22 protein-coding genes and 2 pseudogenes are annotated in these 24645 nt (G+C 63.2%); 13 read left to right on the forward strand and 11 right to left on the reverse strand.

The window, feature by feature from the left end; all coding sequences use genetic code 11:
• Positions 1-13: 13 nt before the first annotated feature.
• Positions 14-826, reverse strand: coding sequence for a 2-keto-4-pentenoate hydratase (locus OKW37_RS14120; protein WP_429405809.1), 813 nt, complete (start codon positions 824-826; stop codon positions 14-16).
• Positions 823-1635: an IclR family transcriptional regulator gene (locus OKW37_RS14125; RefSeq protein ID WP_184043476.1), complete on the reverse strand. Its 813-nt coding sequence runs from the start codon at positions 1633-1635 to the stop codon at positions 823-825. Before OKW37_RS14125 ends, OKW37_RS14120 begins: the two co-directional genes overlap by 4 nt.
• 84 nt (positions 1636-1719) lie before the next feature.
• Here OKW37_RS14125 and OKW37_RS14130 point away from each other — a divergent pair, with 84 nt between their 5' ends.
• The 5 genes from OKW37_RS14130 (at position 1720) to OKW37_RS14150 (ending at position 6892) form a co-directional block, all read left to right on the forward strand.
• On the forward strand, positions 1720-3153 hold the full coding sequence (locus OKW37_RS14130) for an MFS transporter (RefSeq protein WP_429405807.1): 1434 nt from the start codon (positions 1720-1722) through the stop codon (positions 3151-3153).
• Between the two features lie 123 nt (positions 3154-3276).
• Positions 3277-3729: a cupin domain-containing protein gene (locus tag OKW37_RS14135; protein ID WP_131244584.1), complete on the forward strand. Its 453-nt coding sequence runs from the start codon at positions 3277-3279 to the stop codon at positions 3727-3729.
• A gap of 10 nt (positions 3730-3739) precedes the next feature.
• Entirely contained in the window at positions 3740-4642 is a 903-nt protein-coding gene (locus OKW37_RS14140) for a shikimate dehydrogenase family protein (protein WP_429405804.1), read from the forward strand.
• A 172-nt stretch (positions 4643-4814) separates the two neighbouring features.
• Complete coding sequence (locus tag OKW37_RS14145; RefSeq protein ID WP_184043472.1) at positions 4815-5834, forward strand: Gfo/Idh/MocA family protein; 1020 nt, start codon at positions 4815-4817, stop codon at positions 5832-5834.
• A gap of 29 nt (positions 5835-5863) precedes the next feature.
• Positions 5864-6892 carry an alpha/beta fold hydrolase gene (locus OKW37_RS14150; RefSeq protein ID WP_429405802.1) on the forward strand — a complete coding sequence of 343 codons (1029 nt, stop codon included), beginning with the start codon at positions 5864-5866 and terminating at the stop codon, positions 6890-6892.
• A 541-nt stretch (positions 6893-7433) separates the two neighbouring features.
• Here the strand turns inward: OKW37_RS14150 and OKW37_RS14155 are convergent.
• A complete protein-coding gene (locus OKW37_RS14155) occupies positions 7434-8246 on the reverse strand; it encodes an IclR family transcriptional regulator (protein ID WP_184043476.1) in 813 nt (270 codons plus the stop codon).
• Between the two features lie 134 nt (positions 8247-8380).
• Here OKW37_RS14155 and OKW37_RS14160 point away from each other — a divergent pair, with 134 nt between their 5' ends.
• The 4 genes from OKW37_RS14160 (at position 8381) to OKW37_RS14175 (ending at position 11770) form a co-directional block, all read left to right on the forward strand.
• Positions 8381-9343: a Gfo/Idh/MocA family protein gene (locus OKW37_RS14160; RefSeq protein WP_429405799.1), complete on the forward strand. Its 963-nt coding sequence runs from the start codon at positions 8381-8383 to the stop codon at positions 9341-9343.
• Positions 9344-9610: 267 nt separating this feature from the next.
• Positions 9611-10303, forward strand: coding sequence for an NnrU family protein (locus tag OKW37_RS14165; protein ID WP_184043464.1), 693 nt, complete (start codon positions 9611-9613; stop codon positions 10301-10303).
• A 153-nt stretch (positions 10304-10456) separates the two neighbouring features.
• A complete protein-coding gene (locus tag OKW37_RS14170; protein ID WP_184043462.1) occupies positions 10457-11164 on the forward strand; it encodes an SDR family NAD(P)-dependent oxidoreductase in 708 nt (235 codons plus the stop codon).
• A gap of 141 nt (positions 11165-11305) precedes the next feature.
• A complete protein-coding gene (locus tag OKW37_RS14175; RefSeq protein WP_184043460.1) occupies positions 11306-11770 on the forward strand; it encodes a RidA family protein in 465 nt (154 codons plus the stop codon).
• Between the two features lie 84 nt (positions 11771-11854).
• Here the strand turns inward: OKW37_RS14175 and OKW37_RS14180 are convergent.
• From OKW37_RS14180 to OKW37_RS14215, 8 genes and pseudogenes are all read right to left on the reverse strand, one after another.
• Positions 11855-12034: pseudogene (locus OKW37_RS14180) on the reverse strand (biosynthetic-type acetolactate synthase large subunit); the annotation flags it as partial.
• A 121-nt stretch (positions 12035-12155) separates the two neighbouring features.
• The gene (locus OKW37_RS14185; RefSeq protein WP_184043456.1) at positions 12156-12356 is read right to left on the reverse strand and encodes a copper chaperone; all 201 of its coding nucleotides are present in this window, start codon (positions 12354-12356) and stop codon (positions 12156-12158) included.
• Between the two features lie 48 nt (positions 12357-12404).
• Positions 12405-13634, reverse strand: a complete 1230-nt coding sequence (locus OKW37_RS14190; protein ID WP_429405796.1) for an MFS transporter — start codon at positions 13632-13634, stop codon at positions 12405-12407.
• A gap of 92 nt (positions 13635-13726) precedes the next feature.
• Entirely contained in the window at positions 13727-15250 is a 1524-nt protein-coding gene (locus OKW37_RS14195; protein WP_429405794.1) for an efflux transporter outer membrane subunit, read from the reverse strand.
• Complete coding sequence (locus tag OKW37_RS14200) at positions 15247-16323, reverse strand: HlyD family secretion protein (protein WP_184043450.1); 1077 nt, start codon at positions 16321-16323, stop codon at positions 15247-15249. Before OKW37_RS14200 ends, OKW37_RS14195 begins: the two co-directional genes overlap by 4 nt.
• 12 nt (positions 16324-16335) lie before the next feature.
• Entirely contained in the window at positions 16336-17943 is a 1608-nt protein-coding gene (locus OKW37_RS14205) for an MFS transporter (protein WP_184043448.1), read from the reverse strand.
• A 421-nt stretch (positions 17944-18364) separates the two neighbouring features.
• The gene (gene mug, locus OKW37_RS14210) at positions 18365-18949 is read right to left on the reverse strand and encodes a G/U mismatch-specific DNA glycosylase (RefSeq protein WP_429405791.1); all 585 of its coding nucleotides are present in this window, start codon (positions 18947-18949) and stop codon (positions 18365-18367) included.
• The gene (locus OKW37_RS14215; RefSeq protein WP_090805106.1) at positions 18936-19907 is read right to left on the reverse strand and encodes a GlxA family transcriptional regulator; all 972 of its coding nucleotides are present in this window, start codon (positions 19905-19907) and stop codon (positions 18936-18938) included. The genes mug and OKW37_RS14215 overlap by 14 nt, the downstream gene beginning before the upstream one ends.
• Positions 19908-20327: 420 nt before the next feature.
• Here OKW37_RS14215 and OKW37_RS14220 point away from each other — a divergent pair, with 420 nt between their 5' ends.
• From OKW37_RS14220 to OKW37_RS14235, 4 genes and pseudogenes are all read left to right on the forward strand, one after another.
• A complete protein-coding gene (locus OKW37_RS14220; protein WP_429405789.1) occupies positions 20328-23213 on the forward strand; it encodes a 2-oxoglutarate dehydrogenase E1 component in 2886 nt (961 codons plus the stop codon).
• 6 nt (positions 23214-23219) lie between these two features.
• Positions 23220-23825 (forward strand): AraC family transcriptional regulator, encoded by a 606-nt coding sequence (locus tag OKW37_RS14225; RefSeq protein ID WP_429405787.1) that lies wholly within the window; start codon positions 23220-23222, stop codon positions 23823-23825.
• Complete coding sequence (locus tag OKW37_RS14230) at positions 23825-24124, forward strand: ArsR/SmtB family transcription factor (RefSeq protein WP_184043439.1); 300 nt, start codon at positions 23825-23827, stop codon at positions 24122-24124. Before OKW37_RS14225 ends, OKW37_RS14230 begins: the two co-directional genes overlap by 1 nt.
• A gap of 62 nt (positions 24125-24186) precedes the next feature.
• Positions 24187-24603, forward strand: a pseudogene (locus OKW37_RS14235) (LysR substrate-binding domain-containing protein); the annotation flags it as partial.
• Between the last annotated feature and the right edge of the window lie 42 nt (positions 24604-24645).

Here is a 24645-nt window from a genome sequence, read left to right on the forward strand (position 1 = left end):
TTGAAGACTCCTATCAAGACAAAAAAAGTATCGGCAACGTGCCGAGATCACCGAAGCCGATATGCAACTCACAACCAATCGGTAACTCGAGCACGCCCGCGTAAGAGCCCGTGATCACTGCCTGGCCGGCATGCAATCCAAGGCCGCGGACGCGGAGAAAATTGACGAGCCACACGATCGGCGCGAGCACGCTGCGATCAGGGTGGCGGCCAGCAAAACTGACCGTGTCGTGTCCGGCGCGAGTCACACTGACGGTGAATTGGACCGGGAGATCGGCCGGCGTCGCGCCATCGCGCAACTCAACACGTGGCCCAATGACAAGACCGGCATTGAACAGACCGTCTGCCAGCAATTCAGGAAACGTCAGCGATTCCGGATGCGCATAGCGACTGCCCAGCAGTTCGAGCGCGAGGTGAACATTCCCGAGAGCGTCGAGCACCTCGGCTTCGCCATACGCTTCACGCCGTGGCGGCAGATCGCGAGCCAGCAAACAGGCGAGTTCAGGCTCTGCCCTTACAGAAGACTGCGCAAGCCCGGCGCGAGTGCAGCATTGGGCGCCTCGATGGATAACGGCGTCATAGATTGGCGCAGCGATGAGTTTGCCCGCCGGCGGCAGCGCGCATTTCCAGGCGCCGGCCTGCCAACCGAGCTGATCGCCCACCTGTTGCTGGATCGCGAAACCCTCCTCCAGATTTTGGGGACGCAGTTCGACGGGAAGGCGCTCCGCGAACGTGCCTCGCTGGCGCGCCGTGACGAGAAGGCGTGCTGCCTGCTCATCCAGCGCGGCGAGTCGCCCGACAGCCTGATCTGCATCCGGCGTGCTCATGCCGCCTCACTCACATCCGCACCGACGCTCTGGCGCGGCCATACGGCACCCAGCTTCGCGGACGCTTGCTGCAATAGCGCGTAAAAGGCCTCGTAACGCTCCGGCTGAACCCGTGTGACCGGCCCGGCAATGCTCATGGTGCCGAGCACCGCACCGTCAGGCAGCGCACGCACCAGCACCGCCAATGCGACGACACCCGGCTCGGCCTCTTCGACGACAAGGCCATAGCCACGCTGCCTGGTCCGCTCCAACTCCGGAATCAGCTGCTCGACGCTGGTAATGGCCTTCGGCGTCCATGCGCCCGCGGCGGACGCTTTTCCGAGTCCACCACGCAGGGCGTATTCGATCGCCTGGTCGTTCGGCATTCCAGCCAGCCACGCCTTGCCAACCGATGTGGCATGCAAGACGATGGGACTATGCATGGACGGCGAATACATCAGGCCCGGTGCCGCGCCCTGGGACGCTGCCAGCCACGCGAGTGTTCCTTCGTTGACCACCGTCAGCCGGACCAGCTCGCGGCACTGACCCGCGACCTCATCGAGGATCGGCTGCACCAGACCCGGCAGACCAAGCCCATGCAGGTACCGCTGACCGAGCAGGGACAGCTTCAAGGTCAGACGGTACTGGGAGGTCTGTTCATCCTGTTCCGCCCAGCCCTGCTCGCACAGTTGCGCGAGTACGCGATGCGCGGGGCCCTTCTCCAGCCCGAGTTCGGCGGCGATATCGGAGATGCGCATCCAGCGCGCCTCACGTGCGAGCAACTCGATTGCCTGCAGCGACCGGTCAACTGCTCCCTTGACAACTCTCATAATTGACGTAACATGATTCTTAATGGAACGGTGTTACAACAATAGACAAACAGCACCGGAAAGTCAATCACGATGGAGACAAGCATGAATCGGAACACCCAGGTTAAGCCTCACGGCAAGCGCCAGTCGAAGATCGCCGCGGCCAGCGGCTGGATCGGCTCGGCGCTGGAGTACTACGACTTCTTCATTTACGCGACTGCGGCGTCGCTGGTGTTCCCGCAGCTCTTCTTTCCGTCTGATAATCCAACGGTCGCCATCATCGCCTCACTGGCAACCTTCGGTGTCGGCTATATCGCCCGCCCGGTGGGCGCCGTCGTCCTCGGCCACTGGGGCGACCGCCACGGCCGCAAGACGGTGCTGCTCCTCTGCATGTTCCTCATGGGCTTTTCAACGATGGCCGTCGGGGTCCTGCCAACCTATAAGCAGGTCGGCATCTGGGCGCCGGTGCTGCTCGTGGTTCTGCGCCTCATCCAGGGCTTCGCGGTCGCCGGGGAGCTCTCCGGTGCCAGCTCGATGATTCTCGAGCACGCACCGTTCGGCCGGCGCGGCTACTTCGCGAGCTTTACCCTCCAGGGGGTGCAGGCCGGACAGCTCATGGCGGCAGCGATCTTCCTGCCTCTCGCGCATTTCATGCCCAGGGACCAGTTCACCTCCTGGGGCTGGCGGATTCCGTTCCTGCTCAGCATCGTCGTTCTCATCGCGGGCTACGTCATTCGCCGCAAAGTCGATGAGACCCCGGCGTTCGCCGAGGAGCGCGTGCACGGCGAAATTCCCGCCTCGCCAGTCGTCGAAGTGCTCCGGCAGAGCTGGGACGATGTCGTGCGCGTGGTCTGCATGGCGCTTACCGCCGTAATCGCCCTTGTCGCCGCGGTCTTCGGCACCGCCTACGCGGTTCAGCCGGCGTACGGCATCGGCTTCCCTCCCGGCATGTATCTGTGGATCCCTGTTCTGGGCAATATCTGCGCAGTGATCCTGATTCCCTTCGTCGGCAACCTCTCAGACAGGATTGGTCGCAGGCCGCCAGTCCTTGTCGGCACCCTCAGCGCTGGACTGCTCTCGTTTGTGTATCTGTACGCGATCAGCATCCATAACGTATGGCTGGCGATGGTTCTCTCGGTGCTCATGTGGGGCATCGCCTATCAGGGCTTCAACGGCGTATTCCCGAGCCTGTTCTCCGAACTGTTCCACACACGCGTGCGCGTGTCCGGGATGGCCATTGGACAGAACGTCGGGACGACGCTTTCCGCGCTGCTCCCGGCATTCTTCGTCGCGGTCGCGCCCCCCGGCTCCGCCAATATTCCACTGAAGATCGGAGCCCTGACATTCGGCATCTGTGTCGTGGCCGCGATTGCCGCCTTTACCACGCGCGAGACGTACCGGGTCCGGCTCCACGATCTCGGCGACCGCAACGCGGTCCCTGTACCCAAAGGCGAATACGATCGTCTGCGCGCCGAGATGTTGCGTGAGGCGACCGGAACAGCCGACTCACAGGATCTGACGAACCAACTGCGCTCGTAGCCGAAAGCAAGGGCCATATCGGCAGCGCCCGCCCCGGCGCAACTTACGCTGTTCGGACGAGCCGGGCAGGAACACGCGGCTGCGGCACTCGCCAATATCTGATGCCACACAGGAGAAAGACACATGCACAACGAAGGTACGCCACGTTACGATGGCCCGCGCGAACTCGCGCAATCCCTGACTCCGTTCGCACGTGTGAGCGCATCCGCAGCGGTCTGGAACAAGGAAGGGCTGCGCGCGGACTCCGAGTATCGCGACCTCGGACTCGCCGCGGTGACCAACGGTCGCATCGGCGCCAAGCACATTCGCGCACTGACCCCGTTCACCGATGCCACGGGCTGGCATTGGCACGACATGACTGCACACTATCTGTATGTGCTGCGCGGATCGGTGACGTTCCGTTTCGCCGGCGTCGAGGGCGATGTGACTCTCAACGCCGGGGACGACCTCTCGCAACCCGCCGGCGTTCCGCACAATGTGATCTGGCGCTCCGATGACCTTGAAGTCATCGAGATTAACGAGCCCGCTGTCTACGGAACATGGGATCTCGCCGAAGCCCCGGCACCCTGGAAGTGAGCAGTAAGCTATGACTGCACCTTCCGTCAACATCGGACATGAGGCCGCAATGCATCCACATATCACGGGAAGAACGCGACTTTACGGGTTAGTGGGCGATCCGCTGACGGCAGCCAAGTCGCCGCAACTGCTGAACCAGCTTTTTATCGAACAGCGCGCGGACGCGGTCTGCGTTCCGTTTTGGGTCAAGGCGGAAGACCTGTCCGCATTCGTCGCCGGCGCACGAGCGTTACGCAATCTTTCCGGCCTGCTGGTCACAATGCCTCATAAGCAACGGATGCTGGATTTTGTCGACGAACTCCATCCCACTGCTTCCAGGGTCGGCGCACTCAACGTGATTCGTTGCAACGAAGATGGACGCTGGGTCGGCGCCATATTCGATGGCGTGGGCTGTGTGCTTGGCATGCAATGGGAAGGCAATCATCCGGCGAATAAGTCCGTTCTTCTCGTCGGTGCCGGAGGCGCGGGCAGGGCTATCGCATTTGCAGTCGCGGCGGCGGGCGCCCGAACGTTAACCATATCCGACGTCGACGAGCAGCGGGCTGGCAAGCTCGCGGAATCCGTTGCTGCCGAAACCGCTTGCATCACGCATTCCGGACCTCCCGACCCGCACGGTTTCGAAGTCGTGATCAATGCCACACCGCTCGGCATGAACGCGAATGACGCCATGCCGGTAAATCCCGAGCGGCTCGCACCCGGCACCATCGTCGTAGACATCATCAATGCGCCAGAGCCGACGCAGCTTCGCCGCGCCGCGCATGCGCGCGGCTGTCGTACCCAGGACGGGGGGCCGATGCATGAAGGGCAGGCAGTGCATGCCCTACGCTTCCTTGGGTTCGATTACCACCCTGCTGGCAGGTCAGCACCAGACGACGGCGTGCTTTTCGCGCCTGCAACGAACGCAAGTCGTTAATGCCCTAACGCCTCTGGGAAAGCGCCCGGAATCGACAGTTTTACCAGTTTGAATGGAGGGAAGATGCGATGAACAATTTCAACGTTTCCACATTGGTATGTGCGGCCAGCTTTAATGCGCGCATCGCGCAAGCACGGAGTCGATTCGTCGACGGTGCGAAGGGAGAACACGCATGAAAGTCGCATTGCTGGAGGCCAGCCATTGGCATGTCCCACTCTATCTCGATGCGCTTGAGGCGCCCGGTATCCAGGTGGTAGCCGTTTCAGATGCGGAGCAAGTAAAAGGACAGGCAATTGCCGCGCGCTTTGGGAGCACGTTGTACTCGTCGGCGTATGAGTTGCTCGAGCGCGAGGATGTCGATTTCGCGTTTGTGTTTGGGCGGCATTCCGAAATGCCGACGCTCGCGGAGGCGGTGATCGAACGAAAAATTCCGTTCGCGCTGGAGAAACCCTGCGGCGTAAACATGTCGCAGGTCACGCGGCTGCGCAAACTGACCGAGGAAGCCAATCTTTATTGCGCCGTACCGTTGATCTTCCGGATGAGCGAGTTGCTCGGCGCACTGGAAGATGCGGAGGATTGCATACCGTCGGACTTTAACTACATGTCGTTCCGTTTCATTGTAGGTCCGCCTGGTCGTTATGAAGCTGCAGGCGCAGGTTGGGCACTCGATCCTGTGTTTTCCGGAGGCGGATCCACGATCAATGTCGCAACCCACTTCATCGATCTCTTCAGATTACTGACCGGCAAAGAAGTCGCGCGAGTCTCCGCTACCATGAACTCCCGAACGCATCGAGGCGCCGTCGAGGACTACTCGTTGCTGACAATGCAAACCGAAGACGGCGTGATCGGGCTCGTGGAGACCGGATACAGCTTTCCCAGTACTCAGGACGAGCAGCGCGAATTCTCCTTCACCCTTTCATCCGATCGCATGTACGCAAAATCGGGCCCCGACCGGATCGAGATTCGGGACCGGAACAATCTTGCCGCCGGCACTCGCAGTCGCCGTCTCCAGTTAGAGACCGACATTTACTACCCACTATTCGTCAAGCGAGTGCTTGGTGAATGCCGCACAGGTGCAAGGCCGATCGCGTCCTTGCGCGACGCCGAGGCGATGATGCAGGTCATGGATGCGGCCTACGCTTCTGCTCGGCAGGGGGGTGCGCTTCAGACTCTTGAACCGATTTCCGGGTAATCCAGGCCATCGGATTGCGTCGCACGCCTATGCCGCTAACGAGATATTGCAATTTGGCCGATTATCCTGCACCGAAGGAAGGCGACTGGATCGCGCGAGACTTCCGTTTCCACACCGGGGAGGTAATGCCGGAGGTGCGGCTACACTACCGAACCATCGGCGACCCGTCCGGCGAGCCGGTCCTGGTCCTGCACGGCACGACGGGCACAGGCGCCAGCATGCTGACGCCCGCGTTCGCGGGAGAGCTGTTCGGGCCCGGACAGCCGCTTGATGCCCACAATTATTTCATCGTCCTCCCGGACGGAATTGGAGCCGGCGGATCGTCCAGGCCGTCGGACGGGCTGCGCACGCGGTTCCCGGCTTACAACTACGACGACATGGTGCTCGCGCAGTACAGGCTCCTGACCGAGGGCCTGGGCATCAGACACTTGCGCCTGCTGATCGGCAACTCGATGGGCGGCATGCACGCATGGATCTGGGCGGTGCGATATCCGGACTTCATGGACGCGCTGGTGCCAATGGCGTCGCAACCGACCGAGATGTCGGGCCGCAACTGGATGCTGCGCCGCATGCTCATCGAGATGGTCCGCGACGACCCGGAGTACCTGGATGGCAATTACGCCAGCCCGCCCCGCTCCTTGCGCATTGCCAGCGCGTTCTTCGCGCTGGCCACCAACGGCGGAACGCTGGCCTACCAGAAAGCAGCTCCGACAATGGAGTTGGCCGACAACTTCCTGGACACCCTGTTGGCCCAGCCCTTCACGTTGGATGCCAACGACTTCTTATATCAATGGGGTGCCTCGCGCGGCTATAACCCGGCGCCCGGCCTGGAGCAGATCCGGGCTATGGTGCTCGCCATCAACGCGGCCGATGACGAACGCTATCCGCCCGAGACCGGTCTGATGGAGCACGCGATGCAGCATGTGCGCCACGGCCGGCTGCTTTTGATCCCTGCCAGCGAGGATACGTGCGGCCACGGTACGAACGGCCTGGCGCGTTTCTACAAAGCCGAGTTGCAGGAACTGCTGCAATCAGCCCCACGCCGCGCCTCCGGGTGATGCTGACCGGACAATACGGCGCCCCTTCGTCCGGCGCCTCGCTATTGAGCTGGACCTACACAACATGTCTTTCGAGCAACGACCATGTTCCGTTCGGCGATGGGCTGTTGCTGTCGCCGTGCGGCAGCGGGATGTGACGCATACGCTGCCCTCGCGTCCGCCTTGAGCGTCCGCCCGATGGTGTTGTCGCTGCGGTGCTCGTTTCTGCCGCTCGTGGATCAAGCGAACTGGCGCCAAGGCCCGTTGCGCCACAGAGGCGCAGCGGGACGAATGGAAGCGTCCGCTCCGCAGTCCGAAATGAACTCCGGTGCGATCATTGAATGTCGGCGGCCTTGGGGCCCCAAACTATCGTTCCAGCCGATTCCCGGTTGTAAGTCTGCGAATATGGCTGAACCCTTTTGGCGTTGTCGGTCACGAGTATTGCCCCCCATTGCATAAGCTGAGCGACGCTTGCCTCGCTGGCGCGCCGTGACGAGAAGGCGTGCTGCCTGCTCATCCAGCGCGGCGAGTCGCCCGACAGCCTGATCTGCATCCGGCGTGCTCATGCCGCCTCACTCACATCCGCACCGACGCTCTGGCGCGGCCATACGGCACCCAGCTTCGCGGACGCTTGCTGCAATAGCGCGTAAAAGGCCTCGTAACGCTCCGGCTGAACCCGTGTGACCGGCCCGGCAATGCTCATGGTGCCGAGCACCGCACCGTCAGGCAGCGCACGCACCAGCACCGCCAATGCGACGACACCCGGCTCGGCCTCTTCGACGACAAGGCCATAGCCACGCTGCCTGGTCCGCTCCAACTCCGGAATCAGCTGCTCGACGCTGGTAATGGCCTTCGGCGTCCATGCGCCCGCGGCGGACGCTTTTCCGAGTCCACCACGCAGGGCGTATTCGATTGCCTGGTCGTTCGGCATTCCAGCCAGCCACGCCTTGCCAACCGATGTGGCATGCAAGACGATGGGACTATGCATGGACGGCGAATACATCAGGCCCGGTGCCGCGCCCTGGGACGCTGCCAGCCACGCGAGTGTTCCTTCGTTGACCACCGTCAGCCGGACCAGCTCACGGCACTGACCCGCGACCTCATCGAGGATCGGCTGCACCAGACCCGGTAGACCAAGCCCATGCAGGTACCGCTGACCGAGCAGGGACAGCTTCAAGGTCAGACGGTACTGGGAGGTCTGTTCATCCTGTTCCGCCCAGCCCTGCTCGCACAGTTGCGCGAGTACGCGATGCGCGGGGCCCTTCTCCAGCCCGAGTTCGGCGGCGATATCGGAGATGCGCATCCAGCGCGCCTCACGTGCGAGCAACTCGATCGCCTGTAGCGACCGGTCAACTGCACCCTTGACAACTCTCATAATTGACGCAACATGATTCTTAATGGAACGGTGTTACCACACTAGACAACCAACACCGGAAAGTCAATCAAAACGGAGACGAGTGATGAACACTGAACACCCCGCTTGAGCCCCACGGCAAGCGCCACTCGGAGATGGCGGAACTCGCCGAGCGGCTGATTACCCGCGGCATTCCGTTTCTCATCGAGAAGCCTTGCGGGCTTAATCTCCAGGAGGTCCGTCGGGTCCGGCAACTCTCGGAGAAGCACGGCGTGTACGTCAGTGTTCCCTTCATCATGCGCGTGAGCGATCTGGCTGCCCGTCTTTTGCCCGCGAATGGATTTACGCCGGAGGGATTCCAGCATCTCGCGTTCAGGTTCATCGTTGGCCCGATAGCTCGGTATGAGCGCGGCGGGTGCAGCTGGATGCTGGATAAACGGCACGCAGGTGGAGGGTCCACGTTGAATGTCGGGGTTCATTTCATCGACCTGATCTCGTCCCTCACAAACAGCCCCATCACCCACGTCTCGGCGCAGATGCGAACGTATCGACCTGATGTGACCGTCGAGGAGCAAGCCGTGTTCACGTGCCGAAACGCTGCGGGACAAATCGGCGTGGTTGAAACGGGTTACCTGTATCCATCAACAGCGGAGGATCAGCGAGACTTCGCGTTTTCCATCTCGCATACCTCCTCCTACGTCCGGGGTTATGCCGACCAGCTTTACATCAAAGCGCGGGGCCAACAGCAGGGGCGCGCCACGAAGGTGGAGTACAACACGGACGAGTTTTATTCGGTGTTCTTAAGGCGCAGCTGGGCCGATCTGGCGAGTGGTTGTCCTCCCGTTGCAGGGTTGCGCGAGGCCGAGCATGCGATCGCTGTCGTCGAGGCAGGATACCGCTCTGTAGCCAACGACGGCGCACCAGAACCGGTCGACAATGCCTTCCAGGACCGTTGCCGCCTAACGGCTCTACCCGCCGCTACGCCTTGCGACGAGTTGTTGTGCGAGTCAAATTTCAACGCAGACCTTAACTCCGCCGCCAAGGGGCCGCTCTTCGCCGCTTGCGGAAGACCGCACCACGCGCGCCCGCCCTCGCCTCTCGACATTTGCCGACCCTGAACCTCTCGACGGATGCGATTGTTCTGGTTGGCAAGACGGTTGTTCACTTCGACGCGCCGGGGATGGTTGGCGGCCCATTGCCCCGCTTGCGCAGTCGATGCGATGGCGAGTGTCCCGGCCATTGCGACGACGACACTGCCAATCAAGGTTTTGCGGCGCGCGGCCATCGAAACTCGCGAAGCGATCGCTGCATTCGTTGTGGCGCGCGAAGTAGTATTCTCGCAATGCACGCGGTCGACCGATCATCTGACTTGAGGAGCCGGGCCAATGGAAAGCATCGACACACTCGTCGTGGCGGCATTCGCTTTTGTCGCCAGCCACTTTCTCCTGTCCCATCCGCTGCGGGCGGGTATGGTCCGGGCAATCGGCGAACGGGGTGCCATGGGCGTCTATTCGCTGATTGCGATACTGACGTTCGGCTGGATGGTCGTGGCTTACGACAGGACGCCCGTCTCCGCGCCGCTATGGCCGGCAGGCAACGCGCTGTGGGCAGTTGTGACCGTGCTCATGCTGATCGCGTCGATCCTTCTGATGGGCTCCCTGATCCGCAACCCGGCGTTGCCCACCGGCGGCCGGCCCACCGCGTTTCCCGACGCGGCCCGCGGCGTGTACGCAGTGACCCGTCACCCGATGATGTGGTCGTTCGCGCTTTGGGGACTGTGCCATATCGCCGTGTTCCCGGTCACCCGGAACATCGTGCTTGCCGGGGCGATCATCATCCTCGCGCTGGTCGGTGCCGCGTTACAGGACCGCAAGAAACGGCGTCTGCAACCCGATCTGTGGCCCGCATGGGAATCGAAGACGAGCTATCTGCCGTTCGCGGCGATCGCCGCCGGCCGCGCGCGGCTGGGCGGGTTCGGCATGCACGCGCTGGTGGGCGGCGTCGTTTTCTGGCTCGTCGCGACCTGGGCGCATATCCCGCTCTCCGGTTGGCCCGCGGGCATCTGGCGCTGGCTCTAGCCGGCAGATTCCACGAGATTTGTTCTCGTGGCGCAAGACTCTTTGTCCACGGTGTGTGTTCGAATTCGCGGCGGATGCGCCTACAGTGCCCTCCATCGGGTCCATCGATTCGAATGGCCAGCAGGCCGGATCAATCACACTGTGAGACAAACCATGAGCACTTCCAAAGTCGTCATCGTCACCGGCGCATCGCAAGGCATCGGCGCTGAAACCGTCAAAGCCTTCCGCGCGCAGGGGCATCGTGTCGTCGCCACGGCTCGTTCCATCGCACCGGCCGTCGAGGCCGACTATGTCGCCGTGGCCGGCGACATCGGCGACGCCGCTAGCGCCCGCCGTGTCGTCGACGCTGCCATCGAGCACTTCGGACGTGTCGATACGCTCGTCAACAACGCGGGAATCTTCATCGCGAAGCCGTTCACGCAGTACACCGCCGAAGACTACGCGGCGATCCTGAACGTCAACCTGAACGGCTTCTTTTACATTACCCAGTACGCGATCGACGCGATGCAGAAGCACGGCAGCGGTCACGTGGTCAGCATTACCACGACGCTCGCCGAAAAGGCGAACAGCAAGGTTCCGTCGGTGCTCGCGTCGTTGACGAAGGGCGGCCTGAATGCCGCGACGCGTTCGCTCGCCATCGAATATGCGCGCGCCGGTATCCGCGCCAACGCGGTGTCGCCCGGCATCATCAAGTCGCCGATGCATCCCGCCGAATCACACGCGACGCTCGCCGGGATGCACCCGGTCGGGCGCATGGGCGACATGAGCGACATCGTCAATGCGATCCTCTATCTCGACTCCGCACCGTTCGTGACCGGCGAGATCCTGCATGTGGACGGCGGCCAGAGCGCAGGCCAGTAAATGGTCTGGCGTCACCCGCACTCGCCCGGCAAGCCGACCCACACCCGCACCCATGACGCGATTGATCGTCAGTGCGGGTGTCCGCACATTGCGCGCATGATCTGATTCGCGCGCTCGACGCCACACTCAAGGAGCCCCACCATGTCCGTCCAACAGAAACTCGCAGAACTCGGTCTCGAACTGCCCTCGCCTCCGCAGCCGCTGGGCAGCTATACGGCTGTCAGCGAAGCCGGAAACCTGCTTTTCATCTCGGGACAGGTGCCGCTGTCCGACGGCAAAATGGTCTATTCGGGGCGTGTCGGCGAGAACCTGACGCTCGAAGAGGGCCGCAAGGCTGCCCAACTCGCGGCGCTCAACGTACTCGCGCAGATCTCGCGTCATCTCGGCGGTTTCGAGCGCCTGCATCACATCGTTCGCGTCGACGGGCACGTCAGTTCCGCCGATGGTTTCTACGGGCAGCCTGCCGTGGTCGACGGCGCTTCGGATCTGTTCGCCGCCGTGCTCGGCGACAAAGCGGGACATGCGCGTTCAGCGTTCTCGCATAGCCAGGGTCCCGCCGACGCCGCTGTCGTGATCGTCGTCATCGCCGAAATCCTGCCCGCCTGATCGACGCGCGCCAGGCGTGACGCACGCCCTTCCCGCTTGGCGGCGCGGGCCTCGAAACGCCTCCAAACGCTTCCGAACGTGCTTGCCGCCAGCCTCCCGCTGATCGCGAGACGGGATGAAAGGCCCGATGATCATCTCCGCATAGCTTTGTCCCGGCCCGACCATGGGAAACACATCGGCGTTCTGGTCGATCATGACTTCGAGGAACGCCGGTCCGGCGAATTCGATGAACGCCCTGAGTTTCTGTTCCAGTTCAGCGAGCGATTCGTCGGCGCGGCGCTCGGTTACGACGAAGCGGCTTCGGATGGCGGCGGCAATCGCGCCGCGGCCCATGCCTGGCGTCAGCGATCCGCCCGCCGCGATACGCGCGCGGGCGTCGTTGGAGTCACCACTCCTTGACGGCCACTTCGTAGTTGTCGTCGTAGAACGCGACGAGAAACTCCTCGGGCATCAGCCACGAGTCGACGCTCACGCTTTGCGTGCCAACGTCGACCTCGACTTTCGCGTCGGGATCGACCGACTTCATCGCAAGCTCGAGCTTGGTCACATCATCTGCACGGATTTCAGTTTTCATCGAGAACTTCATGTTTCACCTCCCCAGTCAGCAACGTTCGAACCAGGCGGCGGCTCGCGATCAATCCGGGCTCGCCTGAACCTCGACCACCGTCCCGCGAGGCGTGCCGATCCAGTGAATCGCGGCGGCGAGAATGCCGAGCGCGATACCGAACGCGACGATGCCCGTCCAGCCATAGCGTGTCATCAACCAGCCGCTGACCGTCGCACCGAGCGCACCGCCGAAAAAGGTGGCCGTCATATAAAGACTATTGATGCGGCCCTGCGCTTTCGGATCGACCGCGAACGCGCGCGTCTGGTTCGATACGAGACCGGACTGCACGCCGATATCGAGCACGATCACGCCCACGATCAACAGCGTCAGCGAGTTCGCCGCGCCCGACAGCAGCAGATACGCGAGCGTGACGATGCCGATACTAGCGCCGATCACCTTGCGGAATCCGACGCGATCGGTCGCATTGCCGCCGAGTGAAGCGGCGAACGCGCCGGCCGCGCCGATCACGCCGAAGCCGCCTGCCCATGCGCTGCCGAGATGCCACGGTCCGCTCGCGAGAAGCGCGGCGAGATTGACCCAGAACGCATTGAAGCAGGCCCACAGCAAGGCCTGGATCAGCATCGATTCCCGGATCGGCCGATTGTCCCTCGCGAGCGGCCACACCGAAGCGAGCAGGCGCCCATAGGAGAGATTCGTCGACGGCACGCCGCGCGGCAGCAGGGCCGCGGCCGCGATCCAGACCGGCACCATGAAGGCCGCTTCGGCGACGTACACCGCGCGCCATCCATACGCCGTACCGATCACGCCGGCGATGGTACGGCCGGTCAGGATGCCGACCATGATCCCGCTCACGACGGTGCCGACGTTACGCCCGCGCTCGCTTGGCAACGACATCACGGCGGCGAACGGCACCAGTTGCTGCGGAACGCAGCTCACGATGCCGAGGCCGAACGACGCCGCGACGAGCGCCCAGATGCCGGGCGCGACGGCCGCGGCGACGCCGAACACGCAGGCGAGCGCGATCTGGATCAGCACGAGCTTGCGGCGATCGAACCGGTCGCCGAGCGGCAACAGCAACGCGAGCCCGCTCGAAAAACCGAGCAGTGCCGCGGCGGCGACGAGATCGACGGTCGTCACGTCGACGCGCAGACCCGCGGCGATCAGCGGCAGGATCGGCTGCGTGCAGTAAATGTTGGTGATCACCGCGCCGGCGATGATCGCCATCATGACGATCTTGCCGCGCGATGCGAATGCGGGCGTGGCGGCACTATCGGCTAAGTGGGTTGAGTCGCGCATGACCAGCTCCTTGTTGTTCGTTCGCTCCGGTATTCGCAGCGACATGCCGCGATCCGGGTTCCAGTTTTGAACGGCGAGCGGCCCGTTGCCCGTTATCCGCCGTAGGTCGACTCCCATCCCCCTCCGAGCGCTTTACAGAGCGTGATCAGATTGGTCGCGGCGGTGGCTTTGCTCTTCTGCAGATTGCTCTGCGCTTCGAGCAATTGCCGCTGCACGTTCAGCACGTCGAGATAGTCGAGCGCGCCCGCCTTGTAGCGTTCCCGCGCAACGGCTAGCGCGCGCTCGTTCATGCTGACGGCCGTGGCGAGCCGATCGCGGCGGCGTTGTTCGGCGTCGTAGGTGACGAGCGAATCGTCGACTTCCCGCCACGCGCGTAGCACCGTCTGCCGGTAGACGATTGCGGCTTCCTGTTGTTGTGCTTCACGCAGTTCAAGCGTGCCCTTCAGACGGCCTCCCTCGAATATCGGCAACGAAATCGAAGGCCCAACGACGAACTGCCCGGACGCCCAGCTGGCGAGATTCGACAATTGAAGACTCTGAAACCCCGCGCTGCCGTTCAGCGTGATGCGTGGATAGAAATCGGCCTTCGCGACGCCGACGGTCGCGGTTGCAGCATGCAGCTCCGCCTCCGCCTTGCGGATATCGGGCCGGCGCTGCACGAGCTCGGACGGAAAGCCGATCGGCACCTGCGCGGGCAGCACCGGCACCTCGCGCGGTTCGGCAAGCGTCTGCCGCAGCGCACCGGGTTCCTGCCCGAGCAGCAGCCCGATCGCGTTGATGGTGGTCTCGCAGTGCGACTCCAGCGTCGGAATCAGGCTTTCGATGTTTTCCACCTGCGCGGCAGCGTTCGACACGTCGAGATCGGTCGTGACGCCTTCATGCGCGCGAACCCGCGTGAGCTTCAGCACATCGTTGGCGAGGTCGAGGTTCTGTGTCGCGATCTGCAGCAGATCCTGCGTGTTGCGCAGCTCGATATAGTCGCGCGCCAGTTCCGCGCGCGCGCTCAACAGCACCGCGTTGCGGTCCTCGTACGAGGCCTGGGACAGCGCGCTCGCCGCTTCGACGCTGCGTCGCACGTGCCCCCACAGATCGATCTCCCACGACGCATCGAACCCGGTCTGATACAGGTTATAGGCGGGCGAGCCCGCCGAGCCCGGCAACGGGGCCACGCCGAGCGGCGCGCTGCCGGAAGCCGATTGCGGCTGACTTTGCGTCGGCGTGACGCCGAGCAGCGACAGGATGCCGTTTTCGCTGCCGCGTTCGCGGTTGTACGAGGCGGCGCCGTCGAGCGTCGGGTATTCGGCGGCGCCGGCAACGCGCCGCTCGGCCCGGCTTTGCAGCAAACGCGCGGAGGCCGCGGCCACGTCGAGGTTGGCGTCGGCCAGCTGCTTTTCCAACTGGTTCAGTACCGGATCGTTGAACAGCGTCCACCAATCCGGACCGAACTGGGCTTCCATCGCCCGGCTCGGCGACTGCGCGGTTTGCGTGCGCTTGAAGACCTGCGGCGTGGCCGTCTGTGGACGTACGAAATCCGGACCCACCGTGCACGCCGTCAGCGCGACACAGGTCAGAAGCGCCGCGACGATCGCGCGCGCAGAGTATTGGCTCGTGTTCATTCTTTTTCCGCTCCCTCGGCCGTCGCTTCGCCACTGTGACCCACCACGACGTCCGCTTCGACCGAGAGGCCCACACTCAATGCCGATGCACTCGCCTGGCCGCGATCGATCGTGATCTTGACGGGCACCCGCTGCACGACCTTCGTGAAGTTGCCGGTGGCGTTGTCGGGCGCGATCGGCGCAAAGCTGACGCCGGTCGCCGGCGCGAGGCTATCGACACGGCCGCGGATCACTACACCGGCCAGGCTATCCACCGTCACGCGTACGCTTTCGCCCGGTCGCATATTGCTGATCTGGCTCTCCTGGAAGTTGGCGACCACGTACGCGTCCGACAGCGGCACGATCGCCAGGACCGGCGCGCCGGGCGTCACGAATGCGCCGACCCGCGCCGAACGGCGGCCGACTTTGCCGTCGACGGGCGCGCGGATCTCCGTGTACGAGAGGTTGAGCTTCGCCTGCTCGAGCACCGCCTCGGCGTGTTCCAGCGCGCCCGCGGCCTTGTCGCGCTGCGTGCGCAGCACGTCCAGATCCTGCTCGGTGGCCAGCAAAGCGGCCTGGTCGTGCGACTGCTGCGCAAGCTGCTGAGCGAGCGTGCTCGAAGCGCGTTGTTGTTCCTGCGCCGTCCCCGCGCCGGCGTCGGACAGATTCTGGTAGCGCGACGCGTTGGCCCGCGCAAAACCGGTCGATGCGTCGTCGGCGCGCAGCGTCGCGCGCGCCTGCTCGACCAGTGACGGCTGCCGCGCAATCTCCGCATCGAAGTTCGCCACCGACGCCTTCGCCGCGACCACTTCCGCCTCGGCGCTCATCAACGCCGCGCGAAAGTCGCGGTCATCGATGCGCACGAGCAGTTGGCCCGCTTTCACGTCCTCGTTGTCGTTGACCAGTACGTCCGTGATCTGGCCCGGGACGCGCGGCGCGACGAGCGTGAAGTCTGCGGTGACGTAGGCGTCGTTGGTGGACTCGGTATTCGGGCTCGCGAGCAGCCTCGTACAGCCCCATGCAGCGAGGCCGACGACGCCGATGACCGCGGCAGCACGAAAGATCTTCAATGGGGATGGCATAGTCGATGACATGGGAATCGTTCCTCAATGCGAAGAAGGCGGCGTCGTGCTCCACGGCGGATAGATACGCACCGGCAGCACTGGAACCAGCAGAAGAAGCGCAACGGCGACACACGCCATCAGGCGGTACAGATCGGCGGAAGTCAGAACGACCGCCTGTTCGTGGATCCGGTGCGCGAGCTGACCCAGACCGTAGTTCGCGTCGACGCCCTGATTCGCTATCAGTGGGCGGTTGCCCAGTTGGTCGACCAGCATGCTCGAATGGAAATGCTCGCGCGCCGTCCCCACACCTTCGATGAGCCCGCTTGCCACCGCCGCGGAAAACGTCTTCAGGGTATTGAACATCGCCGAAGCGAACGGACCCTCGGTGGGCGGCAGCCCCGTCGTCACGCCCATCAGGATCGACAGGATCACCATCGGCTGCGCGACGATCTGCAACGATTGCAGCAGGTAGAAGTTGTCACGAATCCACTCGGAAGTCATGAAGCTTCCCATCGCGCAGGTCACGAGCATCAGCGCGAGACCTGTTGCGATCACCCAGCGGTGATCGGCGCGGCGCGTATTCAGCAAAGCGGCCGTCAGCGGCAGCGTGATCAACAGCGGTATGGCCAGAAACAACGACAGCGGCGCGGTCTGCAGCGGGCGGTACGTATGGACTTTCGCGAGATACTGGCCCGGTATTGCCGCCATACCCACCAGCAGAATCACAGTGCCGAGCAAGGTCGAAAGTCCATGCGCGAAATTCCTGCGCGCAAGCAGTTGAAGCTTGAAAAACGGCACCGGCTGACACCATTCGTTGACGAGAAATGCAACGAGCAGCGGCGCCCCCGCGCCGAACATCACGCGAATGAACCCCGAATCGAACCAGTCGAGACGATCGCCCTGCAAAAGACCGATCACCAGCATCGCGATGGCGGGAAATCCGGTCACGAAGCCGATCCAGTCGAACGAGCGAAACCGCTCGAGCTTCATCGGGTCCGCGGGAAGCCCCCGCTGAATCGCGATGCAGCACAGCACGCCGAGCGGAACGATCTGCCAGAACGCCATGCGCCAGCTGACGAACTCCGTCCACAACGCGGCGAGCGGCGTGCCGAGGGCCGGCCCGAAGGTCGCTGTCAGCGCATAGCCGGCGAGGCCATACAGCTTGAGATTGGGCGGCAGATAGCGCAGCGCCACGATGATCAGCATCGGCGGAAGACTTCCGCCCGCGATTCCCTGCAGGATGCGCAACACGTACAGCGTCGGCAGGTTCGGGGCGAACGGGCACAGCAAGCCGAAGAACATCGTCGCGAGTACGGCGCCGATCGTGAACCGCTTCAGCGTGAACGTGATGCCGAACCACGGCGCAAACACCATCGTCGCGACGTTCGCTGCTTCGAACAGCGAAGTGAGCCAGGTGCCGTCGTCATGTCCGATCAGGAACGCGCCCTGGAGATCGGCCATCGCGGCCGCGGTGACCTGCTCGTTCAGGATCGCCAGCAACGATGCGAACAGCATGCCGACGAGCCCGAGCGCGATACGCGCCGTAAAAGTCACCTGCGCAGGAGCCGTCCGGGGCGGCGCCGCTACCACGCGTACAGGATTGCGTTCCAGCGATCGCGGGATACTCGGCGCTTCCGTTTCAGTCGTCATAGGTTTCACCCGCTCTGGTTTAGTTAGCTCTACTGCCCGACGTGGATAGTCAGCTGTCGGCTCACCGCTCTTCGTTGCTGTTCACCGATTGCTTAATTGTCAGAGATCAGGGCGATTTCTTAAAGCTTCGGCTAGGCGGGTTTTGGGCCATCCAGTACGGAAAATTGGCCAGGCCGTGCGGTGTCGACCGGCTGTGCGCCGCGCGCGCGGCATGAGCGGAAAAGCGTGCATCGTGACGAACCATCGTGGTTCGTCACGGGCCATGCGATTCAGGCGCTGGTTTGAGTCAAGCGGAACGCTGATGCGCGACCAGCCGTTACAGGCTGCGTGGAACCGACCCGCATGGGCTCGGGCAAAAGCGTGAGACGAGGCTTAGCGCGCTGCAACGGCGGCAACGCGCGCGTATGGCGACAACCGCCGTCTAGTCAGGAAGCGCCGGCTCCGCCGCAAACCGGAGCTCACGATAGGCGCTCACGAGTGCATCGAGGCTGAACGTTCGGTTCAGGCCGCTTGGGTTTGGCAGGACCCATGCGCGCGCACCGGCGAAATCGCGGGCTTGCAAGCCCCATTTGATATCACGCTGGCCGGACATTTCGGCGAGCGCCACCTTGCCAAGAAACGCGATGAAGCGCGGCGCGTAGTGTCGAATCTTCAGTTCGAACTGCGCCGCGGCGGCTTGAATCTCCACCTTCGACAGTTGGTCCGCACGAGCCGTGGGACGTAAGACCGCCGTGGTCAGACCATATCCACAATTCAACAGCTGCCGGTCGTTCTCGGGGCGAAACACCTCGTCCGTGAAATCGGCGAGATGGAGAACTCTCCAGAACCGGTTGCCCCTGCCTTCAAAGTGGTGCCCCTTCGACGCCGCGCGTAATCCCGGGTTGATGCCGCAGAAGAGGATCGACAAGCCGGGCTGAATAATGTCGGGAAGGAATTGCGCCGAATCGTCGTTCGTCAACGACGACGACACGTCCGCCAGCTCCGCGGTGAATTCACTGTTGCGCACTCGCCTCCCCTCGGAATCGCATCCGATATTGCTTCGGCGTGACGTTGAGCCGCCGCGAGAATGTCGTGCGCATGTGCGTGGCGTTGTGAAAGCCACAATTGAACGCGACCGTCTTCAGCGGAGCATCGGTATCCTCGAGCAGTTTTCTCGCCGTATCGACGCGCACCTGCTCGACGAATACCGAGGGCGTCATCTTCGCGTGCTTCGCGAATACCCGCGACAACGTGCGGCGGCTCACCGACGCCGCGCTCGCAAGCTCCTCGATCGACAGCGTCTCGGTAATATGCTCGCTCACATATCGATAGACCTTGTGGAGGATCGGATCTTCGTCCTTGCCCGCGCCGATATAGGGGCTGTACTGCGACTGCCCGCCTTCGCGCTGGATATACACGACCAGACGCTTCGCGACCCGCACCGCGAGTTCGTGCCCCCAGTCCTCGGCGACGAGCGCCAGACACAGATCGATGCCTGCGGTCACGCCGGCTGACGTGAAAAGCCGTCCGTCGCGAACGAAGATCCTATCCGGCTGCACGTTAGCTTGCGGAAATTCATTGGACAGCCGATTCGCGTCCGACCAGTGCGTCGTGACCTCCTTGCCATCGAGCAGCCCCGCATGCGCGAGCACGAATGCACCATTGCATACGGAGCCGAAGCGGCTCGCGCTGCGCGCCTGATTCTGCAACCACGTCAGGAATTCATTCGACGGCTGCGCATCGGGCAACTGAGGTCCGCCCGCGACAAGCAGCAGGTCCCATTGAATGTCACGGTCGGCATAGCCAAACGAAACAGCCAGTTGCATGCCATTCGAACAGGTCACGGTGCCCGCTTCGCGTCCGACCAGCGTGACCTCGTAGCGCTGATGCTCGGGAAGAAACGTATTCGCCTCGGCGAACACATCGAGTGGGCCCGCTACATCCAGCGCCTGCACACCATCGAATACAACAATGGCGACTTTCATGCCGTGACCTTCATGGTGGGAACTATGTTTGCGATGCGGTGGCGGCAGCTTACCGCATCATCGGCCGCTGATGCCGTCAGCGCCCGGAAAAACTATTGTGTCTGGGCGTAACAAATCTCTCGCCGCAACGATGCCCGACACTAGGTAAGCCAGCACTGCGCGCGTGGCCCAAAACTTCGACTAGTTGGCAGACGAACGCACCATCCGCGCATTTCCGCCACAGCATCGATTAACTAGACTGTCTACACGACTGCGACTGGGGATATCACCCGGGCGTGCCGGGAGGTCTCCCGCCAAGGACGGCGCTTGTGACGCGCGTCGATGCCTGGCTGTTCGGTGGGTGGCTACAAGCAACGATAGTCGTCACTCCATATGTTGCGGCCGGCTCACGGCCGCACAGCGAGCAAGGGCAGATTCATCATGTTGAAGGAACGTCAGAGCTCTTTCCTGTTCGGGGGCAACGCCCCCTACGTCGAAGAGCAATATGAGCTTTACCTGGCTGACCCGAATGCGGTCACAGCCGAGTGGCGGACGTGGTTCGACGCGTTGCGCGACACCCCCGCCATCGATGGCAGCGATCGTGACGACCAGCCGCACGCACCGGTGATCTCCAGCTTCGTCGATCTGGCTAAACGAACGCCGCGTGCCGTCGTCGCGGCCAGCAACGAAGCCGGTAGCGAGCCCGATAAGCAGGCCAATAAGCAGGCCAATAAGGAGGCCGCCGACGCTCTGGGCCTCGCGAGAAAGCAGGTAGCGGTGCAAACGCTGATCGCCGCGTTCCGGATGATCGGCGCGCGCGTGGCCGATCTCGACCCGCTGGCGTGGACGCCGCCACGCTCCTACGCTGAATTGACGCCGGCCTACTACGGCCTGTCGGCCGCCGATATGTCGACCACGTTCAGCACCGCCGACACGTTTCTCTTCGAGGACGACGCGAAGCTGAAGGATATCGTTGCCGCGCTCGCGCAAACGTACACCGGCACACTCGGCGCCGAGTTCATGCACCTCGCCGACGCGCAGCAGCGGCGCTGGTGGCAGATACGGCTCGAATCCACGCGCGCCACGCCGTCGCTGCATGTCGCTGAGAAACTGCGACTGCTGGAGCGTTTGAGCGCAGCCGAGGGGCTCGAAAAACACCTGCACGCGCGCTATGTCGGACAAACGCGCTTCTCGCTCGAAGGCGGCGAGTCGTTGATCGTGCTGCTCGACGAACTGGTCCGGTATGGCGCGTCGAAGAAGCTGCGCGCGCTCGTGATGGGCATGGCGCACCGCGGCCGCTTGAATGTGCTCGTGAATGTCGTCGGCAAGCCGCTGCGCGCGCTGTTCGACGAATTCGACGGCAAGGACGCCGAAAAACTGACGGCCGGCGATGTCAAGTATCACAAGGGCTTTACCAGTTCGGTCGTGACCGACGCCGGACCGGTTGAGGTAACGCTCGCGTTCAACCCGTCGCATCTGGAAATCGTGAACCCGGTCGTGCAAGGTATGGCGCGCGCGAAGGCGGATCTCACCGGCAGCGCCGACGGCGACGACGTGCTGCCGGTCGAAATTCACGGCGACGCGGCGATGACCGGACAGGGCGTGGTCATGGAAACGCTGAGCCTTTCCTATACGCGCGGACACGGCACGGGTGGCACCGTCCACGTCGTCGTCAACAACCAGATCGGTTTCACGACTTCCGATCCGCGCGACACGCGTTCGTCGTTCTATACGACGGACGTCGCGAAGATGATCGAGGCGCCGATCCTGCACGTCAATGGCGACGACCCCGAAGCGGTCGCGATGGCGGCGCGGCTCGCCCTCGACTATCGCAGCACGTTCAAACGCAGCGTCGTCATCGATCTCGTTTGCTTTCGCAAGTACGGGCATCAGGAACAGGACACGCCCGCCATCACTCAACCGCTGATGTATCGCTCGATCGCGAGTCATCCAGGCGTGAGGACACGCTACGCGAACCGGCTGATCCAGCAAGGCGTGCTGACGGCCGACGAGGCGCAACGCTACGTCAGCACGCGTCGTGAACTTCTCGAGCGCGCGCATGAAACCGTGGGTTCCTATGCTTCGCCGCTGCACGAGGAAGCCGGCAGGCGCTCGCGCTCAGCCGCGCAAACAGGCCCGGCTCGCCATCTCGTCCCGTCGGCCGACGATCTGCGCGGCCTCGCGCAGCGGATCTCGACCGTCCCCGCGGACCTGACGCTGCATCCGCTCGTCAGGAAGATGATGAACGGGCGTCAGGCAATGGCATCCGGAAAACGCCAGCTCGACTGGGGCATGGGCGAACATCTGGCATTCGCATCGTTGCTCGTGGCCGGGATCAGTATCCGACTGAGCGGGCAGGACAGCGCACGCGGGACGTTCAATCACCGGCACGCAGTTCTGCACGATCAGACACGGATAAATCGTCCCGATGGGGTCTATGTTCCACTCGATCATATCGGCGCAACCCAAGGCCGGTTCACCGTGACGAACTCGATTCTCTCCGAGGCTGCCGTGCTGGCATTCGAGTATGGCTATTCGACGGTGAATCGCAATGCGCTGGTGATCTGGGAAGCGCAATTCGGTGATTTCGCCAATGGCGCGCAGGTCGTGATCGACCAGTTCATCGCGGCGGGCGCGGCCAAGTGGGGACAACACAGCGGCCTGACGCTATTCCTGCCTCACGGGCAGGAAGGCCAGGGCCCCGAGCACGCGTCGGCGAGGCTCGAGCGCTACCTGCAATTGAGTGCCCAAAACAATATGCGGGTTGCGGAACCGACCACGCCCGCGCAACTGTTCCATTTGCTGCTGATGCAGGCCCGCGCCTCTGAACGGCGCCCGCTCGTCGTGATGACGCCCAAGTCGCTGCTGCGCCACCCGGAAGCGACCAGCACGTTCGACGAGTTGAGTCACGGCGAATTCCGGGAGGTTCTGCAGGACACCCAGATCGACGCGTCGCGCGCGACTGATGTGGAGCGTGTGATCGTGACGAGCGGCAAGGTCTACTTCGAATTGCTCGAGCATCGCCGCAGCGCCGGTATGACCGACACCCCGATCATCCGCGTCGAGCAGCTCTATCCGTTTCCGGCGCAACAACTGGCCGCCGAGTTCGCCCGCTACCCGAACCTGAAGAGCGTGGCCTGGTGCCAGGAGCAAGCACGCAACCAGGGCGCATGGAGTTTCGTCGAGCCGCTGCTACGCGAGATTCTGCCTGCCGGCACGACGTTGCTGTACGCGGGACCTGATGCTTGCGCATCGACTGCGCCGGGATCGTATGCGGCGCATGTGGCGAGACAATCTGCGCTCGTGTCGCGAGCGTTCACCGGCTGAGTGTGCATGCGTGTCGCGATGATGCTCTATGCGGGATTTCAACTGCTCGAGGTCAGCGGTCCGATGGATGTGTTTCATCAGGCAAACCGCCTGTATGGCGGCGTCCTCTATGAATCGCATCTGATCGGGCCGTCGCCGGGGCCGGTGTTTTCGTCGAACGGGACGGCCGTGGGTACGACCGAGTGCCTGTTCGATACGCGCCCGCCATTCGATATCGTCGTGGTGCCTGGCTCCCCGGTGGTCAGTTCTGTCCGTGAGCATCGCGAACTCGTGGACTGGTTGAGCGATGCGGCGCCAAGGACCCGAAGGCTCGCCTGCATTTCGAACGGCGCGTTTCTGCTTGCAAGAGCCGGTCTCGCCGATCGCCGCTGGCTGACCACGCATTGGCGCGACGCTGATCGCCTCGCGGCCGAATATCCGCTGGTCCATGTGATGTCGAATCCTGGCTGCCTGAAGGATGGCAACCTGTACTCCTCGGGTGGCGCGAGTGCGGGCATGCATCTCGCCCTGTCGCTCGTGCGGGAAGACCTCGGCGAACATGCTGCGGGAACGATCGCCACGGCGTTGTTGATGCCGCCGGCACGAAGCGCCAAGCGCGCACGGAACTATTGATGATCGACACGAACCTGATTCACAAAGCGCTCGCGAATCCGCTGCGGCGTGACATCCTCGCGTGGTTGAGAGCCCCCGCCGAGACCTTTCCGAACGCCTATGTCAACCATGGCCGCGGCGTACCCGTGCACGCCATTCAGGCGCGCAGCGGTCTGGCCCAGTCGACGGTATCAATGCATATCGCCGTGCTCGTCGAAGCGGGACTGCTGGTTCCGAAGCGAGTCGGTCAATGGATTTTCCTGTCGCGCAATGAAGAACTGATACGGGCATTTACGGATCAGATTCGCGTGCATTTGTAATGGACAAGCTCAACATGATGCGGATATTCGTCCGCATCGCCGAAGAAGGAAGCTTCACGGCAGCTTATCTGCACGCGCGCGGTACGTCACGCACGGTACAGGTCATTCGGGGTCACACGTGCCTACAACTCGTCATGTCGATTTTCCCGCGCGATCGCTCGCATCTGGACGGACCCAACGGCCGTGAAACGGTCGAGCTTCCGAAGGCGGCGGTCGAAATCAACCTTCCTGACGCGCTCGATGTCGCGCTGCGCGAAGGGGTGGGTATCGGTGCGCTGCCGATGCCGAGCGCCCTGCCCTTGCTCGACACCGGCGCACTGGTGCGCGTGCTGCCGCAGTATCGGCTGCAGAAACTGACGGCCTTCACGGTCCACGCGTCGCGCCAGTATCTGGACGCCAAAATCAGAACTTTCGTGGATTTCCTGCGCGAGGCCGTACCGACGGCATTGGCCGAGGACGAGGCGGCGCTCGGCCGTTGAGCCCCGCCTCGGTGACCTGCCGCTTCACGCTGTGTCGCGACA

The sequence above is a fragment of the Paraburkholderia sp. MM5482-R2 genome, from assembly GCF_050436125.1.
GTDB lineage: Bacteria > Pseudomonadota > Gammaproteobacteria > Burkholderiales > Burkholderiaceae > Paraburkholderia > Paraburkholderia tuberum.

Coding starts and splice junctions, on each gene's coding strand:
- OKW37_RS14120 (WP_429405809.1), bottom strand. CDS start 826: ATGAGCACGCCGGATGCAGATCAGGCTGTCGGGCGACTCGCCGCGCTG.
- OKW37_RS14125 (WP_184043476.1), bottom strand. CDS start 1,635: ATGAGAGTTGTCAAGGGAGCAGTTGACCGGTCGCTGCAGGCAATCGAG.
- OKW37_RS14130 (WP_429405807.1), top strand. CDS start 1,720: ATGAATCGGAACACCCAGGTTAAGCCTCACGGCAAGCGCCAGTCGAAG.
- OKW37_RS14135 (WP_131244584.1), top strand. CDS start 3,277: ATGCACAACGAAGGTACGCCACGTTACGATGGCCCGCGCGAACTCGCG.
- OKW37_RS14140 (WP_429405804.1), top strand. CDS start 3,740: ATGACTGCACCTTCCGTCAACATCGGACATGAGGCCGCAATGCATCCA.
- OKW37_RS14145 (WP_184043472.1), top strand. CDS start 4,815: ATGAAAGTCGCATTGCTGGAGGCCAGCCATTGGCATGTCCCACTCTAT.
- OKW37_RS14150 (WP_429405802.1), top strand. CDS start 5,864: ATGCCGCTAACGAGATATTGCAATTTGGCCGATTATCCTGCACCGAAG.
- OKW37_RS14155 (WP_184043476.1), bottom strand. CDS start 8,246: ATGAGAGTTGTCAAGGGTGCAGTTGACCGGTCGCTACAGGCGATCGAG.
- OKW37_RS14160 (WP_429405799.1), top strand. CDS start 8,381: ATGGCGGAACTCGCCGAGCGGCTGATTACCCGCGGCATTCCGTTTCTC.
- OKW37_RS14165 (WP_184043464.1), top strand. CDS start 9,611: ATGGAAAGCATCGACACACTCGTCGTGGCGGCATTCGCTTTTGTCGCC.
- OKW37_RS14170 (WP_184043462.1), top strand. CDS start 10,457: ATGAGCACTTCCAAAGTCGTCATCGTCACCGGCGCATCGCAAGGCATC.
- OKW37_RS14175 (WP_184043460.1), top strand. CDS start 11,306: ATGTCCGTCCAACAGAAACTCGCAGAACTCGGTCTCGAACTGCCCTCG.
- OKW37_RS14185 (WP_184043456.1), bottom strand. CDS start 12,356: ATGAAGTTCTCGATGAAAACTGAAATCCGTGCAGATGATGTGACCAAG.
- OKW37_RS14190 (WP_429405796.1), bottom strand. CDS start 13,634: ATGCGCGACTCAACCCACTTAGCCGATAGTGCCGCCACGCCCGCATTC.
- OKW37_RS14195 (WP_429405794.1), bottom strand. CDS start 15,250: ATGAACACGAGCCAATACTCTGCGCGCGCGATCGTCGCGGCGCTTCTG.
- OKW37_RS14200 (WP_184043450.1), bottom strand. CDS start 16,323: ATGTCATCGACTATGCCATCCCCATTGAAGATCTTTCGTGCTGCCGCG.
- OKW37_RS14205 (WP_184043448.1), bottom strand. CDS start 17,943: ATGACGACTGAAACGGAAGCGCCGAGTATCCCGCGATCGCTGGAACGC.
- OKW37_RS14215 (WP_090805106.1), bottom strand. CDS start 19,907: ATGAAAGTCGCCATTGTTGTATTCGATGGTGTGCAGGCGCTGGATGTA.
- OKW37_RS14220 (WP_429405789.1), top strand. CDS start 20,328: ATGTTGAAGGAACGTCAGAGCTCTTTCCTGTTCGGGGGCAACGCCCCC.
- OKW37_RS14225 (WP_429405787.1), top strand. CDS start 23,220: ATGCGTGTCGCGATGATGCTCTATGCGGGATTTCAACTGCTCGAGGTC.
- OKW37_RS14230 (WP_184043439.1), top strand. CDS start 23,825: ATGATCGACACGAACCTGATTCACAAAGCGCTCGCGAATCCGCTGCGG.